Here is a 19,046-nt window from a genome sequence, read left to right as displayed (position 1 = left end):
TTGTGACTAACTTCGCGTTTTAAAATGCTAATAGATGATCATCTTTGTGAGGGGTAATATTATTATCTGTTTTGCTAGCTATTTTTATGAATTATTCCTGTCGGATCAGTCTGTTTACGCAGTCAATTTGCAAGGAGCATGCTTTGAATCAGTCAGAATACACGTCGATCCTAAAATGTACCCCGTGGCTAGATAAATTCCTCGCTCGTAGAGGATTGAAGCAACCAGATCATCGCCCGTTATATGAATATCACGCAACGTGTGATGAATATGATGAATTGAAACGGCTGTTGCGAGCTATAGGGCTACCCGATGGTTACAAAAGTGATAAAGGGTATGCAGCCTGCTTCACTTTGTTCTGCTCTGAGTGGTACAGAAGGGATTACGAGCGAGATTGTGGATGGACGTGGGAACCTATTTATAAAACTCTTGGTATATTGCTACCTTCTTCTGAAATGGGGAATATAATCCCTAAAGGTCTGGATGGGTACTGGGGACGCCCAGTGCGGTTCTATGATACTGAAAGGCGGAATTTTTTAGGGTCCTTATTCAGTGAAGGCGGTTTACCTTTCAGGTTGCTGAAGGAATCTGATAGCCGTTTTCAGTCAATGTTTTCTCTCATTTTAAACCAATACGATCAGGCTAAATCCTCTAACATTTCCACGTACGCGTTGGTTCATGCAGCGGTAGAAAAATCATCCCTGCCAGTCGTTTTCAAAGAGGATACTTCAGTTGAACTTATTAGTCGAATGGCTGAACAGTTAGTATCTCTTGTTCAAATTTATGATTTGAGTAATCATACCGAACCCGTAAAAGAACTTGAGCGTGTTCATCCAAAGTGGCGGGACAGTTTCCCTGTTCCTCTAGAGGATGATACGGGTACTAGTTTCCTTAATGGACTTTTACGAACAGCTTCTACTGAATCAAAACCCCGCATTCAAAAGAATAAAACCACTCTCTGTCAGTTTTTATGGTCAGAAAATAACCCTGAAGCCGTCCAGGCTATTATTTCTCTGCCTGAGGAGCTGAGCTTTTCAATTGATAGTGAGCCTTCAACAACGCGCTTCGAGCTTGCTATCTATGAAGATGGTAACGAAATCGCAAGTCTGGGACCTGCTTACGCCACGTTAAGTAACTCCCAGGCAAAAATAAGAGTTCGTAAGCGCGAGATTAAATTTTGCCGAAGAAATCCCGCAGTAAGTTTGTTTATTGTGGCGAGAGCTGGGGGAATGTTTGTCGGCTCCAATCTTTTAGAAGGTAGTGAAGTTGCCGTTGGCGATGTTCCATTGGTTTTTGTTTCTGATAAAAGTGAATGGCTGTTACAGGGACAAGCCTCTTGCAGCGTGCGTGGCAGTCATGTGCTTATCGTACTACCAAAGGATGGCTGTCTGGCTTCGGAACATGAGGATTGTGACTCTAGCTTTTCGGCTTTGGGCTGCCGAACTCTGACTATCAAAGGTCGGCAGGATATCATTATTGAAGGCGACGAAACGTACCGGATAAAGACAGGAAGAGAGCAGATTATCCAGACTGGATTTTCTTTCCAGGGAAAGCGATTGAATTGGACAAGCTACCCGGATGAAGTCTTCCTTGGTATTCCCGGAATTACCAAAAATCCTGAGAATCTCTCAAAGCATCATTATAAACGCTTTTTCAACGGTACGTTTATAGATGATTGCGATGTGCAAGAGAGAATGGGAGCACAGTTTATTTCGGTGCGTAACGAAAGTAATGAAACTTTACTGCGTAAGAAAATAGGTATTCTCCCCAATGATTTTAGCCTGGAAATAAAAAACGGAGAACAGGCAAACGAAGGTTCGGTCATTATTACTACTCAGCATCCTTGTTTGTATCGTTTGAAGGAAAAAACACTTGAAGTTGGACGGGAGCGGTTGCCTGGTAGTACAGAAATAATGATGAAGGCGGAGGGGATACCTCCTGCATCGATTTCATTACAAATAACGCCAAACCTCACTGCGGACCCAATTGTTATTTGGTTACCATTTCCTGCACGAGGCTGTCTTGCGTTCGATAAAGACGAGAAGCCTCTACCTAAAAATTTAACGATTAACGATCTTCTGGGAGCCAGAGCATACCTTTTCGGAAAAAATGGAGAGCCTACGCGATACCAGCTTGAACTACGTTTACATTCCCGTAGTGGAATGCAGGCTTGGTATGAGTGGCACTATAGTGCGGGAGAAAGTCCGGTAGAGCTTACGTTATACAGCTTAAGGGAACATATTGATAATTTACTCTCACTGGAAGAGGGAATTGATCAAATAGTTGATATGCGTATAGAAGGAGGTGGTAGTTCTTTTACCTGGCAGATTCGACGTTACAAATATAGTCTGGACTATGATCGGGAAAGGCAGATTCTTTTCGCAAACTCAATAAGTAATCGTACAGGACAGATCCCTTCGCCCGTAATTATGTTACTCAGCGAACCGGAGAGAAAACCCATACCGCTGATGTCAAGAATGAGCGAAGGTGTACCGGTTGGGGAATTCGAATTAAGTTCGACAATACAAAATAATGGCCCATGGCTGGTGTTGCCAAAACAAGGTGAAGAAGCTTCATTTCGGCCATGCTACATTGCTGGCGAGTCGGTGATTCAAAGCGACACGACAACAATACAGTCCTTGCAAAAAGCAACGCAGCTTTTTAATCCCCGGTCGGATGTAAATACAATTACGTTAGTTCTGGAACAAATGGCGAACGACCCTGCACATTCAGGCTGGCAGTTTTTACGCAATTTATACGATCAGTTTGGATATTTACCTTTGGCTACCTTTGAAGTATGGCGGGCGCTTGTTCAGCATCCGCAAGCGTTGGCGATGTCGCTATTCAAATTTGAAATGTCCATTGATTATCTCAGCCGTATTGAAAGCGAGTTTCCTGTTTTCTGGGAGTTTTTACCTATTACAGAAGTTAAACGTGCCGCCACACATTTTCGTACTTTTTTGACTCATAAAGGTGCGCCTGGGGAAATGCAGATAAAGTTGCTGGACAGAATGTATCAGCAGCTGGGCACAGTGTTCCCGACTTATGCCAGTGAGGTGAAATTATGGTTGAGTCAAGGGAAATTACCACCGGTTTTTCCGGAGTTTGTGATGAAAGGTATTATCCAAGGGTGGTATCAGGAACTTCTACGCGAACATGGTGAATCTCGCTGGCCAGAATTTGGTGGTCCGGGCCTTTTCCGTTGGTATATGTCGCAACAAAATCCGGTTATCGATATTTCACCTGATGCCAGTTACCGATATTCCGTTACCTTGCTCCCCGTATTTGCTGCTGCTGTTGCAAGCGGAAAAACAACATTTGGCAGTGTTTTTGAAAATAAGCCCGGTGCCGTATTTTTTTTGAGGCAGGTTAGAGATTTCGACTCACGATGGTTTAACGCCATTTTCCAGTACTGCTTATTGTGTAATGTTACCGAAAAATAAAAAAGGGATAAGAATGACTACACGCTATTTTTCGTCACTTATTGAACAATCGTTGTCTCGTTCTACAGAAGCAACGCTGAGTATCATGGGGGTCACAAACCCGCAGTTGCGTGAACACCTCGCGCAGCAAATGGGCGCCGATTGTGGGGAGTCTGGCTCATTTCTTGCTGCACCGGTATTCCAGCAAATGTTTGGCTGGAAAGAGTCAAATAACACGATGCGCAGCCTGACTGAAGGCAAGGCATTACTAAGTAAAGCCGTTGTTGATTCGCTTGATGCTCAGAACAATGGTCGCTACCGTTTTGGTGCTGACTGGAAACCTTTCACTCACCAACTGGCCAGTTGGAAGGCTTTACTGGAAGAGAAACATTCCGTGGTGGTGACAAGTGGTACGGGTTCAGGCAAAACGGAATGTTTTATGGTGCCGGTGCTGGAAGATCTCTACCGGGAACTGCATGAAAATGGCAACAATCCGCTGGTTGGTGTCAGAGCCCTTTTCCTCTATCCACTTAACGCGCTGATTAATTCACAGCGTGAGCGCCTGGATGCATGGACACGAGGTTTTGGCACCGGGATCCGATACTGCCTCTATAACGGTAATACTGAAAATCTCCACGCTGCGGTAAAAAGTGAGCAGATAAAAAGGCCGAATGAAGTGCTCTCGCGTGAAAAGATGCGTGAAGAACCTGCTCCGATTCTGGTGACCAACGGCACAATGCTGGAATATATGATGGTACGCCAAGTCGACGCCCCGATTATTCAGCAATCCAAAGCACAAAAGTCACTACGTTGGATAGTACTGGATGAAGCGCATACCTATGTCGGTTCGCAGGCCGCTGAACTGGCGCTACAGTTACGTCGCGTGATGACGGCATTTGGCGTGACGCCCGATGATGTGCGTTTCGTGGCAACATCTGCAACTATTGCCGGAGGCGATGCCGAAAAACAGCTGAAAAAATTCCTCTCTGAATTATCCGGTATACCGCAGGAGCGTATTGACGTACTGGACGGAACCCGGGTGATTCCGAAACTAGAACCGTGCAAACACGTTTATATTCCGTTAGAAGAAATTGAGCAAATCCCTGATACAGACATGAAGGGCGTAAGCCCAGAGCGCTTTGAGGCACTTACACATTCACCTGAAGCGCATTACTTGCGTGAGATGTTAGTCACTCAGCCGGATCCAATGAAGCTGGATACGATGACGCAGCGGTTGAATACGCTGACCAGGCAACATTATAGCCAGCAGGATGTGCTGCGCTGGATCGATGTTTGCTCCGGCACTCAACCTAATACTAAAGATCCGGCATTTCTGAAGGTAAGAGCGCATATCTTCCAGCGCAACACCCAGGGTGTGTGGGCTTGCGTTGATAAAGAGTGCAGAAAAAAGCACGGCACTCCGCTGGAAAAGGGCTGGCCCTTTGGCTATGTGTATGTGAATCAACGGCAAAATTGTGACTGCGGAAGCCCGATCTACGAACTGGCATTCTGTAATGAATGTAACGAGCCACATCTTTTGGCGCGGGACAAAAAGGGCAAACTGGTCCAATGGGAAAATAAAGGCGGCGATGAGTTCTCGTTGCAGGATGATACGCATGTTGAATATGACGGCGTAGAAGATAAAGTCGAGAAAGAGAGTACTTTCCAGCCCCCGCTTATTATTGCCGCAGAAAAGACCAGTGAGATGGGGTATACCATCCAAAGGCTGGATCGCCAGACGCGTCGTATTGGCGTGGGTAGTAATGACAGTATCCCGTTAGTTATTAATGATATTGAGCAAGTTTGCAGCGCCAGTGGCTGTGGCTACAGAGGGACGAGCGGGAAACAACCCTTCCGTCGCGCTTTATTGGGGGGGCCATTTTATGTCACCAACATTGTGCCCACCGTTCTGGAGTATTGTCAGGACTTTATTAGTGAAGAAGGAAAAGAGGGCGTCGGACCTGATTCGCTACCAGGTCGAGGCCGTCGACTGATTACCTTTACCGATAGCCGGCAAGGAACGGCCCGAATGGCGGTGCGCATGCAGCAGGAAGCTGAGCGCAGTCGTTTACGCGGCAGCGTGGTGGAAATCCTGAGCTGGCATCAACGAACGCAGACTACTGTCACACCGAATGCCAGTGCCGATCTTGAAAAGTTATCCGCGAGGGCAAAACAGGCCCGAAATGAGGCAGAAGAATATAGAAGCTGGGGAATGCCGGAACAAGCAAAACTGGCAGAAGCGCAAGCTGAACAGCTTGAACAGGCTATTCAGGTTGCGACCGGTGGCAAAGCAGCAACTGTTCTGCTGTCCCGGACCTGGACGGAAATGGTTAATGAACTTAAAGAGAAGGCTGATATTCGCGGTCCGATTCTACAATATAACCACTATCTGAAGCCTGAGATTTTCAATGAAAACGGAGGCCCGCTGAAGCTTTCAGAAATGTTGCTTTTCCGGGAGTTCATGCGTCGCCCTAAACGAACTAACAGTCTGGAAACGCAAGGGCTAGTCCAGGTTGGTTATCAGGGGCTGGAGAAAATAATTAAACTCCCGGTGCACTGGCATGAAAAAGGGCTGACGGAGGGCGACTGGCAGGATTTTCTTAAGGTTACGCTGGATTTATACGTTCGTGAAAGCAACTTCACGCAACTGGACGATGAATTGAAAAACTGGATTGGTAGTCGTTTTTCATCGAAATTCGTCCGTAACCCGGAAACGAAAGATCCTGAAGATAATCAGAACAAACGCTGGCCGCAAATCCGTAATGGCAACTTATCCCATCGTTTAGTGAAGTTGTTGATGCTGGGAGCGGGTTTCAAAACAGCAAATACGGCGACGATTGATATTATCAACGCGTGGCTGAAAGAAGCATGGAATCAACTTACCGGGCCACTTGCCGTACTGAAGCCTGATGGTAACCGTTTCTATCTGCCAAAAGAGCACCTGACTTTTTCTTTAATCACGGATGGCTGGATTTGCCCGGTAACCAATAAAATTCTGGATACCACCTTTAAAGGCTTAACCCCTTATCTGCCAACCCATATTTCGTTTGAACATCTTAGCCAGGTGCAGTTCGACACGTTTATCGCGCAAAAGGTCACCATGCCGGAAATCTGGAAGCTGGACCGTTCGCAAGAAGACTACGCGGCAGGTCTGGCGAAAGTACGTGACTGGGTCAGCAAGGAGCCGCTGATCGCGCAATTACGTTCGGAAAACGTCTGGACGGATATCAACGATCGTGTTGTGGAAGGAGGCTTCTATTACCGCACGGCTGAGCACTCAGCCCAGCAATCATCGGAACGTCTGCAAAGCTACGAAAAGATGTTCAAGAATGGGCAACTGAATGTTCTCAACTGTTCTACCACCATGGAAATGGGGGTTGATATTGGCGGTATTACTGCCGTGGTGATGAACAACGTACCGCCGCATCCGGCCAACTATTTACAGCGTGCAGGGCGGGCCGGGCGTAGTAAGGAATCGCGAGCGATCTCTTATACGCTATGTAAAGGGAACCCGCATGACCAGCAGGTTTTTGCCAATCCGCTGTGGCCGTTTGAAACCATGATCCCGGCCCCGATGGTGGCGATGAATTCTGCCCGGCTGGTACAACGCCACGTCAATGCCTTATTACTGTCCGACTTCTTATGCAACGTTATTGGTGAAACGGAGAAAGAAAAAACCAGCCTCGACAGTCTCTGGTTTTTTGGTGAGGACGACGGGCAGTCAAAATGTGAGCGCTTTAAAGTCTGGCTGGAGCGCCCGGTTCTTGATATCGACGCGGCGCTGGAACGGCTGGTGAAAGGTACGGCGCTGCATGGAGCCAGACCCGACCTGCTGCGGGATAAAACCATTAACGCGATTACTTTCCTGCAACAGCGATGGCTTTCCGTCTATCGCGATCTTGTGGCTCAAGAGCGCGAATCACAGCCGCAAACGCCTTATCGCAAGCGTATCGAACTGGAGAAAAAACGGCACTGTGGCGAGTATTTGTTGCGCGATCTGGCAGCCAGAACCTTCCTGCCTGGTTATGGCTTCCCGACGGATGTGGTGACGTTTGATAACTTCACTATGGAGGACTATATCCGTGAAAAATCGCGGAAAAGCCGGGATAAAAAAGATCGCGAAGATAACGTGTCACGCTACAAAGGGCTGCCCTCCCGAAACCTGGGAGTCGCCATCCGGGAATATGCGCCAGGCGCAGAGATCATTCTTGATGGTCGGGTCTTCCGCTCCGCCGGTGTCTCGCTGCACTGGCACAATATTAACGCTGATACCAATGAGGCCCAGCGTCTGGATTGCGCCTGGCGCTGCCACAAATGCGGTACGATTGGCTATAAAGAGGGGATGAGCAACTCCGGGACGCTCTATTGCACCAACAGCGCGTGTGGTGAAAAAATTATCACTGAAAATCGCCGTCAGGTGCTGCAGCCTGCCGGATTTGTGACCGATGCGCATGCACCGGTGACCAACAATATTGAAACCATGAAATTCATCCCGGTGGTCCCTGCATGGGTATTTGTTAAAGCCGAACCAATGCCGTTGCCTAACCCAATAATGGGATATATGACCTCTGGTGCTGACGGGCATGTCTTCCAGCAAAGCCTGGGAGAAGGTGGGCATGGTTACGCGTTATGTCTGAGCTGTGGTCGTGCAGAGTCGATGTTGAATGCTAACGACGCACCGAAGAGTATGGAAGCACACTACCCACCGCGCCCGGGAAAATCGGATCGCGATAGCCAGAATCAACGTCTAATTTGTCCCGGTTCGACGGCGCTTATGAAGAACGTCACGCTGGGGGCTTTGGCGCGAACGGATGTCTTTGAAATGGTACTACGCAAGCCGCAAAACGGTGAATATCTGCCGGATAACACTGAAGAGGGGCGGGTTGTCGCCATGACCCTTGCAGTTGCGCTGCGTCAGGCGCTGGCGGGTGTTCTGGGTATCTCTGCCGCAGAGCTGGGCTACGCTGTGCGTCCGGTCCGGTTGGAGGACGGGCAATCGGTATTAGCCGTTCAGCTGTATGATGTGATCAGTGGTGGGGCTGGTTTTGCCTCCAGTGCGCCATTGCATATTGAGTCTATTCTGCAGGGAATGGTCAAACAGCTAGGGTGTCATCATTGTGATACCTCCTGCAGTGAATGCCTGCTCGACTCCCAGACTCGCCACGATCACGATTTACTGGACCGAAAAGCGGCACTGGCCTGGCTTGGGGATGACTTCGTCTACTATGTTGGTTTGCCGGATACGGAGACATTCTCGCTGCCGGATGCCCGCTACTGCCCGGGAGCCATTAGCGACACCCTTCGCCGGGCGATTAACGAAGGAGCTGAAAAACTCACGCTGTGGATGAACGGGCCGCTCAATGAGTGGGATCTCTATGCCCGCCAATTCCGGGCGGCTATTCAGAACTACCGGGTAAAAGATAACGTTGCGGTTGATCTCGTCATCCCGGCAGGCGTCGATGACCCTGAACTGATGCACGAGCTTTCGCAGTTTACTGCTCTGGGTGTACGGTTGTGTCATAGCGAACAGGCTCCGGACCTGCCGATTGTGGCACAAATCGCCTTTGCCGATCGGGTCATGACGCTGGCTTCACGCAGCCAGCAGGCAACGATCCCTGGACCGGGCTGGCATCTGAATGACGAACTGGTTGTTCGCAGCCTCGGCTATAAAACGGTAAAACTGAACGAGTTTGTTCTGCCGGGGAAAGCCACGAGCGCGGTTGAACGCGTCAAAGATATTGCGATCCATAAAGAGCTGAACGGCCCGCTTTCGTTGTTCGGACAACGCTTCTGGGACGTGCTGTTTAACGACCATGAAGAGGCGCAGTCGCTGATGAAAAATCAGCGGATCATCGGCGTTCACTATACCGATCGCTATCTGCAAAACCCGGTTGCGCTGGTGCTGCTGGCGGCGTTATTGAAACCGCTGAAGCCGTTACTGACTGAGGAAGCTAAGGTGGCGATTGATACATTATTCAAACCTAAAGATCGCGCCGGTAACCGGCCTTTCCATGACTGGATGAGCGACGCGGATTTTCAGGATTTCGCCGACCAGTGGTTTGCCGCGGCAATGGGCAGGGCGGTAGCGCTAAGAGTATTCGATTCGCTGCGCGACATTCCCCACCATCGTAAACTGACGGTGACATTTGAGAATGGTCAGGTATTAAAGATTCGTTTTGATCAGGGGATGGGCTACTGGCGTATCAACTTTGCATCGAAATGGTATTACTTTGACTTCAGCGATGACGTTTCCTTTCAGTTAGGCAATATGGCGCTGGCCTGTCAGGATGGCAAGGTGCTTAACAGCGAAGAAAGCTGGGCAACGGATGTGCTGGTGGAGGTGATGGCAGCGTAAGGGACACCGCTCCCGACTCGCTGTCGGGAGCGGTGTGCGTCAGGTGGTACGTTTACCGGTAATCACGTCGATAAATTCCTGTACCTGCCGCTGCTTACGGGCGGACAGCTTACAGACCCGACGCAGCGACTGTAGCAAGGCGGGCTCTTCCGGCTGCGGTAGCGTTGCCGTTAACACGATACAGCCAGCCATCACTTTGACATCGAATCTGGTACCGGTGGTAAAACCGGCGGCGGCCAGCCACTGGCCTTTCATAATAATCGACGGAACATGGGTGTAATCCGGATAACGACTCGCATAACTGACAGTACCCATACGGTTATTTGCGGGCAGGACTTCTGGATCGCACGGATCTGCAATAGAATGCTCGGTAGTCATAATGGCTATTCCTGATAAATAGTGATTGTGATGAGCGATATGGCCGTGTTCCCGCACGGCCATATCGCGCTAAATACCTGTACATATCATCAGTAAATAAAAGAAAAGTCCAGCTGAAAATAGACTGTAATGGGAATGTTCAGGAATAAACTGGATATATTTTTGATGGTTATGATTGCGGGAAAATAATATACACAAAATCATTCGAGTTGCATCAAGGCGGCAAGAGAACGAGTCCCCAGGAGCGTATATAAATACGTGACTGGGGTGAGCGAACGCTGCCAACGCCGAGGCAACTTGAAGGATGAAGTGTAAAAAAGCGCACCGGTCAGGTGCGCTTGAAATAAGTATCAGGCTTTTTTACGCGAGGTTTTTTTACCGCCGCTGGCGGCGCGTTCGGCCTTAATTTTTTCCAGCAACGCGGCGGCGCTGTTTTCACCGCTGATCAGATCCGGGTTTTCAGCACGCCACTGGGCGGTCAGCTCGCCGCGGAAGGCTTTTGCCAGGATCGACTGGGTGAGGCTGTTGACGCGGGTCAGGGCGCTGTTGACCTGTTTTTCGATGGTGTCGGCGTAGGCGAAGAGTTGTTCGACGCTGCGGACGATTTCGTGTTGTTCTGGGAGTGGTGGTAGTGGTATTTCTAGAGAGGCCAGTTCTTTGCTATTTATGTTATTCACCCCAGAGGTTGAACGTGCAATATTCTCAATTACTTGTCGTAATTGGGGACTTTGCAGGCAATAAGAAATATACTTGGGCGCAGCTCTTTCCTTATTCAGTCTTACTCGGATGAGATATCCTGCATATAAATATTCTGTATCATTTTCCGAAATTACTGCGACCTTGCCGACCAGATCGACACTACCATTGGACCGGATTAAAAGTAAATCCCCCTCTTTCAACGTTAGAGTTACTAATTCCTTCTGATCAAAATCGGCATATTTAAGATTGCTGTTAATTATATAACCAGGTCCGATGTTAGGGATTCGCAATACGGCTGTACTTCCCTGCGTTTCAGAACACTTCTTAGATGTTCCATATTTTATATTCTTAGCGATATTCCCGAGAGTTGTTAAAATGTTTTCATCAATATCGGTATTTACTGATTTCCCATTTACTACTGCAGCTAGCACCGCCTGACGAAAACGTTTCAGGATTTGCGGGATTTGCTCAAGACGTGTTTTGGTGCTGTCCACCTGCGCCAGTAGCGTATCGAGTTTTTCGGCGAGGATTTTTTGTTCGGCAAGAGGTGCAAGTAGAAAATCGAATCTACTAAGATCTTCTTTATTAAATCCATTTTGAGCAGAGCGAGATAGCAGTCTTAGAGGAAATTGAAATATCTCAGACTCAAGGTAGTACCGAATGAATGATCTTTCGAACTCATGAGGGTAGATTACTTTTGCAAGAGCAACATTGTATGCTCCGGCATGTCCCGTGCATATTCTCCCAAGAGAGGCACCATAGCGACCTATTAATAAATCCTCTTCACGACATGTTTTTAATTTTTTCGTTTCAGGAATATATGTTGGAACAGGTTTTTTACCGAAATCCCTGATTTGTAATAAGCGAATGTACCCGTTCTGAGCTTCTGGAATAAACTCAGATTTGGGCGGTTGAGTTCCACCTTGAACATCCATTAAGTCTGTAAATTTAGAGTTTACCCACCCCTCCGGCAATTTCCCCCCACTCATACCTTCACCTCACCAAACGCTTCATCCAGCAACTGGCGCTGCGCATCCGCTTCATCCCCCGCGCCCAGCTCGCGCATTAGCGCATCCAGCTCGCCCAGCGCCTGCACCAGCTCGCCCATCGCTTCTGCGGCTAACACGTCCGGTTCCGGCAGGCTGTTGGCGTCGATGCTGTCTTTATCCTTCAGCCAGGAGATATCCAGCGAATCGGATTTGGCCGTGCGGATCCATTCGCGGCTGAACTTACGCCAGCGGCTGGTGGCCTGGTGTTGGTCGGTGTTTTTGTTCTCTTCGCTGTCGGCGACTTCGCTCTCTTCGGCGTTAAAGCTCCACTCGCCTTCGGTACGCGGGCTTAAGCCGTGCGGATCTTCGCCGTAGACGGTTTCAAACGGCTGCAGGTGCTGCTCGGTAAACGGCGTGCGCTTGCCGAAGCTCGGCATATTGGTTCGCAGGTCATACACCCACACGTCATCGGTGCAGTTTTTATCCTGATGCGGATTGGCTACCGTGCCTTTGGTAAAGAACAGTACGTTGGTTTTGACGCCCTGGGCGTAAAAGATGCCGGTCGGCAGACGCAGGATGGTGTGCAGATGGCATTTGTCCATCAGGTCGCGACGAATATCGGTACCCTTGCCGCCTTCAAACAGCACGTTATCCGGCACCACCACCGCCGCGCGGCCGCCGGGGCGCAGGGTTTCGATAATATGCTGCATAAAGCACAGCTGTTTGTTGCTGGTCGGGTGCACGAAAGTACGGGTGATGTTGGTGCCCGCGGCGCTGCCAAACGGCGGGTTGGTGGCGACAATATCGGCCTGCGGTAAATTCTCGCCGTCGCTGCCCAGCGTGTTGCCCAGACGGATGGCGCCGCCGTGGTCGAGGTTGCCTTCAATATCATGCAGCAGACAGTTCATCAGCGCCAGACGACGGGTGCCGGGCACCAGTTCGAGGCCGATAAACGCGCGGTGGATCTGGAAATCCTGGGTGTCGCCATCAAGGTCATCCAGATCGTGAGTCTGTGACTTCACGTAACGGTCGGCTTCAATTAAAAAGCCCGCCGTACCTGCAGCCGGGTCCTGCACCACTTCACGCGGTTGCGGCTTCAGCAGATGGATAATGGTTTTAATCAGCGGACGCGGGGTGAAGTACTGGCCCGCGCCGGATTTGGTTTCGTTGGCGTTCTTCTGCAGCAGCCCTTCGTACATATCGCCGAAGTCATCGCGGGACTTGCCGTGAGCGCCGTTGTACCAATCCAGTGAGTCCATACTGCTGACCAGTTCGGTCAGCTGCTTTGGCTGGGTGATGGTGGTGTTGACGTTCTGGAACACTGCCTGCACCAGCTTTTTCTCGTCCGCGCCCAGATGCACCAGCAGGTTACGGTAGAACTGCAACTGCTCCTGGCCAATGCGCGATTTCAGGTCGTCCCAGCGGTAGCCTTCCGGCAGGTAGTCCGCTTCCTGGCCGGTTTCTTTACACATTTTCAAAAACAGCAGCGAGGCGAGTTCATTGACGTAGTTTTGATAGGAGACGCCGCCGTCGCGCAGGTTGTCGCACAGTTTCCACAGCTTGGCGACCAGATCGTTATTGTTCATTGAAGATCCCATTTGACATGGCGACCACCATTGTGGGTCGCAAAAGTGATTGAGCGTTTCAGATGCCTGATGGCGCTTCGCTTATCAGGCCTACAGGGTTGCGTGTAGGCCGGATAAGGCATCGCCGCCATCCGGCGAAAACGGGGATGATACCCTCTTAAGCCAGTTCGTCCCAGATGTAATCGCTGAACTTATCCAGCACGCTGTCGAGGTTGTCATCAAAGGTGCGCTGTAACATTGGCTTACCGCCGCGGCGATGGAAATTGCCGGTTTTGAACACGTCGTCGTCGAGCACCACTTTCTCTTTTAGCGCCTGCGCTAAACGGTCGAGCCAGCTTAGCTGTTCGTCGCTCCAGTCGTTCTCGCCTTTGATACGCGCCAGCGCGTGGTCGACACGCTCGTCGAACGGTTTGAGCGCATCGCCCACCGCCGCGCGGCGGATGTGGCCAATCAGCCTGGCGGCGATATCCTGATTGCGCGTCGCTTTCCACGCGCTGCGCAGAGAGGACTCTTCAAAATGCTGGCGGTCAAACCACTCCTGCAATTCCACCAGCCCTTTACGGGTGAGGTCGCGCGGGCGATTGATCACCGCCTGCAGCGCTGGCTGCGCGTTCGGGGCGTGCTGCACCAGCGCATCGAACGCTTCGAGGAAATCCTGCGGCGTGTCGTAATCGCCGTACAACGATTTGACGCTCACCACCTCATCGTCAATATCGAGGAAGATCGGCGCATCGCGCAGGGCGTTGATATCGGTTTTCAGCCTTTCGAGGCGGGCAATAAAGCCGGGAAGCTTATTGAAAATCTCGGCGCTCCAGTGCGGCCCTTTTTCCCGCAGGCGCGAAGCCAGGCCGCCGAAGTTAACGCCAGCGGCATCCAGGCACAGTTCGTCCAGACGGCGGACCTGCTTATCCACCGTTTCGCTGCGATCGCGGTTATAGGTGGCAAGACCGATAATCCGCTGCAGCTTGGCGACCAGCTGTTCATGGCTATGTTCGGCAAAGCTGCGGCCATCCGCTTCGATGGTTTTGTAGGTTTCTGAGTCGGTAATTTCATTGACCAGCGTTTGCAGTTCCACCTGCGGACGCACAACCACCGGACGCATGGTGTCGACGCTTTCCAGCGAGCTGTAGATATCCACGCAGTCGAAAATCTTAAAGCTGGTTTTGCCCACCGACGGGCACAGACGCGTGGCGCGGCCCTTCATCTGCTCGTAGAGAATGCGGCTTTTGACTTTGCGCAGAAACACGATATTACAGATAGACGGGATATCCACGCCGGTGGTCAGCAGGTCGACGGTGACCACGATATTGGGCAGCCGCTCTTTGTTGAAGCGGACGATCATGCTTTGCACTTTCTTCGCGTCTTTATCGGCGTCACCAGTGATCTTGATGATCGCGTCGTGCTCCAGCTGCGGGTACTTTTTCTTAAACGCGGTACGCAACTCGTCAACCACCATATCGGCATGGGCGTTGGTAACGCAGAATACCAGCGTTTTTTGCTGCCCGGTGGGATCCAGGTAGTTGGTGAGCTCACCGCATACCGCACGGTTAAACGCCGGGATCACCAGGCCACGGTTAAAATCGGCGACCTCAAAATCCTGATCGTCGGCCAGCGTGTCGTTGATCAGCTCGCCCTGCGGGTTCAGGCGTTCCACCTGTTCGCCTTCGGATAGATAGACCCCATCCTGCGCGTTGCGGGTGATGATCTGAATCGGCGGATCCTGGTCGATCAGGTAGCCGTCGATCACCGCCGTACGGTAGGTGTAGCGGTAAACCGGTTCGCCGAAAATATCCACCGTGTGCAGGGCTGGCGTGGCGGTCAGGGCAATTTTTACCGCATCGAAGTGGTCGAGAATGCGACGATAGGCGGAAACGTAATCCAGCTGGCTGCGGAACTGCAGTTCGCCTTCGGTCTGCTCTTTATCGAGAATGTAGCCGCGGTGCGCTTCATCGACGACGATACAGTCGTAGCGACCGACCGGCATCGGTTCATCAGATTGCAGCGTGCGCTTGACCAGGGACTGCACCGTGGCGACGTGAATTTTGGTGCTATCTTCCGGGAATTTGTCGGTTAACCCTTTGATATCGAAAATGCTGTTAAAGGTGTCGCCGTTAATGCGCGTATCTTCGAACGATCCCAGCGCCTGTTCGCCGAGCGAGCGACGATCGACCAGGAACAGCACGCGTTTGAAACGCTGCGACTGGATCAGGCGGAACATTAAAGCAATGGCGGTACGGGTTTTACCGGTACCGGTCGCCATTGCCAGCAGGATGTGTTGCTGACCGTTTACGATAGCCTGTTCCACCGCGCGGACGGCATCTTCCTGGTAATAGCGCAGGCCGAGTTCGCTCATTCCGGGGTTATCAGCAAACCACTGGTTTTGTTTCTGCGGGTTGCTGCCCAGCATATCCAACAGCTCTTCGGGGCGATGCCATTCCGGCAGCGCTTTTGACATGTTGGTGGTGTGGCGGACGTCGCGATACCAGATGCCGCTTTTGGTCTTCATCGCCGCGCGGTATTCACGCCCGTTGGTGGAGTAGCAGAAAGGGATTTTAAAGCGCTGTTTACCGCTGGTGTCCTGCCAGCTGATTTCATACTCCGGCACGGCTTCGTGTACGTCGTCGGGAGCGTATTGCTCCAGCAGTGTGTTGCGTAAGAAGGTGTTATCGAAGTATTTGCTGTAGCGGTAAGATTCGTTGAGCTTGCTGGGCACATCGGTATTTTTGCGTTTTGCTTCAACGACGGCAATGGGCTTAAGGCCAACGAACAACACATAATCGGCAAAGCCTGTTTTACCCGTTTCATCTGTACCGGTCGGCCATTCGGCTATCGCTTTGTTGACGCCGGGTTCCGGGCGAGCGCCTTTGGCAAAGCGTAACGTTTTGCTATCAGCCTGCCAGCCCGCTTTACGCAACTGGGCGTCAATCAGGAAGCGACTCTCTTCTTCGCTGAGATTCAGCGTGCGCTTGATAGCCTGGTCGGTGATCTCTTTGTGATAGGCCTTACGTTCCTGCTCGGTCTGTTTTGCTAACTCGGCATTTTTGGCAGCGAGCTGTGCTTCCAGGGCAGCCACGCGGGCTTTGGTCTGGGCTTCGGTTTCCTGTTGCTTACCTTCGAGAACGGCAATGTAGCCATTGAGTGCAATCAAGCGTTGCTGCTGAGCTTCCAGCTCTGCCTGGCTGTGTACTTTTTCCTGTGTCTGCTGCTCCAGCTGTTGTTTGAGAGTGAGAACCTCGGCGTGGTAGCGATCCTCGCCGTGCTCAGGCATCACAAACGTTGGCACCGGGAAATCGTAATCTTTGGTCACCAGCCTGTAGTACCAAACGGCAAGACGGAATCCGAGACGCAGGCACATCTGGGCATCATCGAGATCGTTATGGTATTCGTGAACGGCCTGATTACCGATACGGCGCAGCTTATGGAAAACGGAAAGGATGCTATCGTCAATGAAGGCGATTTTGCCCAGCTCACGAAGCAGGTCGTGCTGGTTTTCGCAGGGAGGAATATCCAGTAATAGCCCCAGATGTTTGGCCGTAGCTTCGCCAAACATGCGCATTTTTACCAGTGTCGTATTCGGGTCGTCGGGGTAGTTGTTTTCCGCCGCGCAGGCAATGGCGTAAGTGAAATCGTTTACGCCTTTCAGGAAATCGAAGTTGGATTTGTTCATGCACGTTCCGCGTTCAGGCCAGCCTTTGGGATGCTGACGTATTAGGATAATCCGTTAATGGAGGAGGCATCAGTGCATGCTACCTCTCTCCAGTTGTACATTCAATCGTCAGAATTTAATGTAACTCACTATTTTGTAAGTATGTTATCAACTACCTGCCCCACTTATTGTTCTGTGTTTAACAGGCAGTACTCACTTGTTCCTGTTTTTGTGCTTTTTCATTAAGGTTTTTAATGCCTCAATAGTAAGTGAGGGTTTTTGTCTGTGGATCATGGCATGGCAATTGGGGCAGACAGGGCGAAGGTCTTTTACGGGATCCAGTTTGTAGCGCTCTCCAATATCAGACAGCGGAGTAATATGGTGGACGTGAATATAGTCCTTCCCGGTTTCACCATACGTTTCCTCAAAATCCATATTGCACACGCTGCACTGACAGCCGTAGTGATCTATGCATTTGTCTCTTGCCGTTTTACTACGTTCGTATTTGTTAACTTTGATTTGATTTACGGCACCTTCGTAAAAGGTTTCTGGAACATCATCTGGATAATCGATATTTACTCGGGTGGAAAGCGATTCTGCCTTTTTGATGCCATCTGGCGTGAGCTTCCAGACACCAGGGCCTGATTCTTTTGCATTGTAGAGATACTTGTAGTCAACAAGCTTTTTTCTCGCCCATTGGACCATGTTGTTCCATTGAGGTCGATTAGTATCATCAGGGAGTAACATGTTCATTTCTTCGTTTGTCAGGCCGAACTCCTTGCCCAACGGCTCGTAACATGAGGAGGAACTTACTTCTCCCCCTCTGGTGTAAATATTTAAAAGCAGGGGGATTTCTATTTCTTTATAACTTGGAAACGACATGTTGATCACCATCAATGGATTAATATTTTTATGTCCTGAAAACTTCTTGTTGATGCCACTCAATAAATTTGTCTTGAGGATAGTCCTCTTTATTTTTTGGAAGATGAATCTGAACTCCTGAAAAGTCCCAAAATAGCCTGGAGACAATATTACTGCCATTTACTGCAGACGAAATTCGTACTCGCATACTCTCATCCAGCCCAATCGAACCTTTATCAAATGCTTTATGGTGGATTGCACACAGCGCCAGGCCGTTTGAAATCTCGCATGGGCCGCCGTGCTGTTTCCATTTAATATGGGCGGCCTCCAGGGCAACCGAAGTGCTGTCGTGGCGCATATTGAAGCCACAAATGGCGCATTCATAGTTATAGGCTCGCAGAACCTGCTGGCGGAACAATGGGTCCCGCTGTTTGCGGATTTGCAGGATATCAAACCCCAGTTCATCCGCGATCTCTTCCTGGATGCTTTCGGTGAAGTGAGCCTCGAGAATTTGCTGTGCCAGGGTGTTAATGAGGTTGTTGCTCTTTTTCAGCAGGGCAAAATGTTGTTCATCAAAGCCTCCGGCAACGTTATGCGCCACCAGTTCTCCGGCAGGAGGCTGTTTGCTGCTGCCGGATGTTGAGCAATGCTCGGAGTTTTGTAGCTCCCAGAACCCATCTCCCTGTAAGCGCCAGAAGGGCATATCGGGGCGGTACTGCGCGCGCTGTGGCCCAAATCGCTCCAGCAGGCTATGCAACGGGTCGCGAACTTCCGACCCGTAGTCAAACAGGCGACCGTGACCCTGCTGATACCCCGCCAGTACATGAAGCAGCAGCAGAGGCTTGTGCGGCGCACGCTGCTCGCCTTTACGCCAGATGGTGATGTCGGCAATTGCCTGTTGCAGGGATTTACTGGAAGTCATTGATTTCATTTTCGGGTAAATAATTGCGATGATGCTCGCAAAATATCACTTAATCAAGCGTTGCTGTATCTATTACGGCTAACACTAGAACGATATTCTTTATCGAATCCCCAGATTAAATAGAACACTTTTATCGCTATGTTGTTTTTAAGCTATTCATGCTTATTTATACCGGTCTATTTATAAAA

General features: G+C 50.3%; 8 protein-coding genes. 2 read left to right on the top strand and 6 right to left on the bottom strand.

What is annotated here, in order from left to right; all coding sequences use genetic code 11:
- Positions 1-143 precede the first annotated feature (143 nt).
- Both OGX83_RS02995 and OGX83_RS02990 read left to right on the top strand, forming a co-directional pair.
- Positions 144-3,443, top strand: a complete 3,300-nt coding sequence (locus OGX83_RS02995) for an STY4851/ECs_5259 family protein (RefSeq protein ID WP_284960827.1) — start codon at positions 144-146, stop codon at positions 3,441-3,443.
- A 13-nt stretch (positions 3,444-3,456) separates the two neighbouring features.
- Positions 3,457-9,777 carry a DEAD/DEAH box helicase family protein gene (locus OGX83_RS02990; RefSeq protein WP_048236219.1) on the top strand — a complete coding sequence of 2,107 codons (6,321 nt, stop codon included), beginning with the start codon at positions 3,457-3,459 and terminating at the stop codon, positions 9,775-9,777.
- A gap of 39 nt (positions 9,778-9,816) precedes the next feature.
- Here OGX83_RS02990 and symE read toward each other — a convergent pair whose 3' ends face one another.
- The 6 genes from symE to OGX83_RS02960 all read right to left on the bottom strand — a co-directional run bounded on the left by symE (position 9,817) and on the right by OGX83_RS02960 (position 18,858).
- The gene (gene symE, locus OGX83_RS02985; RefSeq protein WP_048236218.1) at positions 9,817-10,155 is read right to left on the bottom strand and encodes an endoribonuclease SymE; all 339 of its coding nucleotides are present in this window, start codon (positions 10,153-10,155) and stop codon (positions 9,817-9,819) included.
- A gap of 350 nt (positions 10,156-10,505) precedes the next feature.
- Entirely contained in the window at positions 10,506-11,843 is a 1,338-nt protein-coding gene (locus OGX83_RS02980; RefSeq protein ID WP_286587331.1) for a restriction endonuclease subunit S, read from the bottom strand.
- Entirely contained in the window at positions 11,840-13,429 is a 1,590-nt protein-coding gene (gene hsdM, locus OGX83_RS02975) for a type I restriction-modification system methyltransferase (RefSeq protein ID WP_286587329.1), read from the bottom strand. The genes OGX83_RS02980 and hsdM overlap by 4 nt, the downstream gene beginning before the upstream one ends.
- Positions 13,430-13,586: 157 nt before the next feature.
- The gene (hsdR, locus tag OGX83_RS02970; RefSeq protein ID WP_286587327.1) at positions 13,587-17,096 is read right to left on the bottom strand and encodes a type I restriction-modification system endonuclease; all 3,510 of its coding nucleotides are present in this window, start codon (positions 17,094-17,096) and stop codon (positions 13,587-13,589) included.
- A gap of 192 nt (positions 17,097-17,288) precedes the next feature.
- Positions 17,289-17,957, bottom strand: a complete 669-nt coding sequence (locus tag OGX83_RS02965) for a winged helix-turn-helix domain-containing protein (protein ID WP_286587325.1) — start codon at positions 17,955-17,957, stop codon at positions 17,289-17,291.
- A gap of 28 nt (positions 17,958-17,985) precedes the next feature.
- The gene (locus tag OGX83_RS02960; protein WP_286587323.1) at positions 17,986-18,858 is read right to left on the bottom strand and encodes a phosphorothioated DNA-binding restriction endonuclease; all 873 of its coding nucleotides are present in this window, start codon (positions 18,856-18,858) and stop codon (positions 17,986-17,988) included.
- Between the last annotated feature and the right edge of the window lie 188 nt (positions 18,859-19,046).

The organism is Citrobacter sp. Cpo074 (genome assembly GCF_030332745.1).
Classification (GTDB): Bacteria; Pseudomonadota; Gammaproteobacteria; order Enterobacterales; family Enterobacteriaceae; genus Citrobacter; species Citrobacter portucalensis.
Note: the sequence above shows the minus strand (reverse complement) of the source record. Positions and strands in the feature narration are given on the sequence as shown.

Coding starts and splice junctions, on each gene's coding strand:
- symE (WP_048236218.1), bottom strand. CDS start 10,155: ATGACTACCGAGCATTCTATTGCAGATCCGTGCGATCCAGAAGTCCTG.
- hsdM (WP_286587329.1), bottom strand. CDS start 13,429: ATGAACAATAACGATCTGGTCGCCAAGCTGTGGAAACTGTGCGACAAC.
- OGX83_RS02990 (WP_048236219.1), top strand. CDS start 3,457: ATGACTACACGCTATTTTTCGTCACTTATTGAACAATCGTTGTCTCGT.
- OGX83_RS02980 (WP_286587331.1), bottom strand. CDS start 11,843: ATGAGTGGGGGGAAATTGCCGGAGGGGTGGGTAAACTCTAAATTTACA.
- OGX83_RS02960 (WP_286587323.1), bottom strand. CDS start 18,858: ATGACTTCCAGTAAATCCCTGCAACAGGCAATTGCCGACATCACCATC.
- OGX83_RS02965 (WP_286587325.1), bottom strand. CDS start 17,957: ATGTCGTTTCCAAGTTATAAAGAAATAGAAATCCCCCTGCTTTTAAAT.
- hsdR (WP_286587327.1), bottom strand. CDS start 17,096: ATGAACAAATCCAACTTCGATTTCCTGAAAGGCGTAAACGATTTCACT.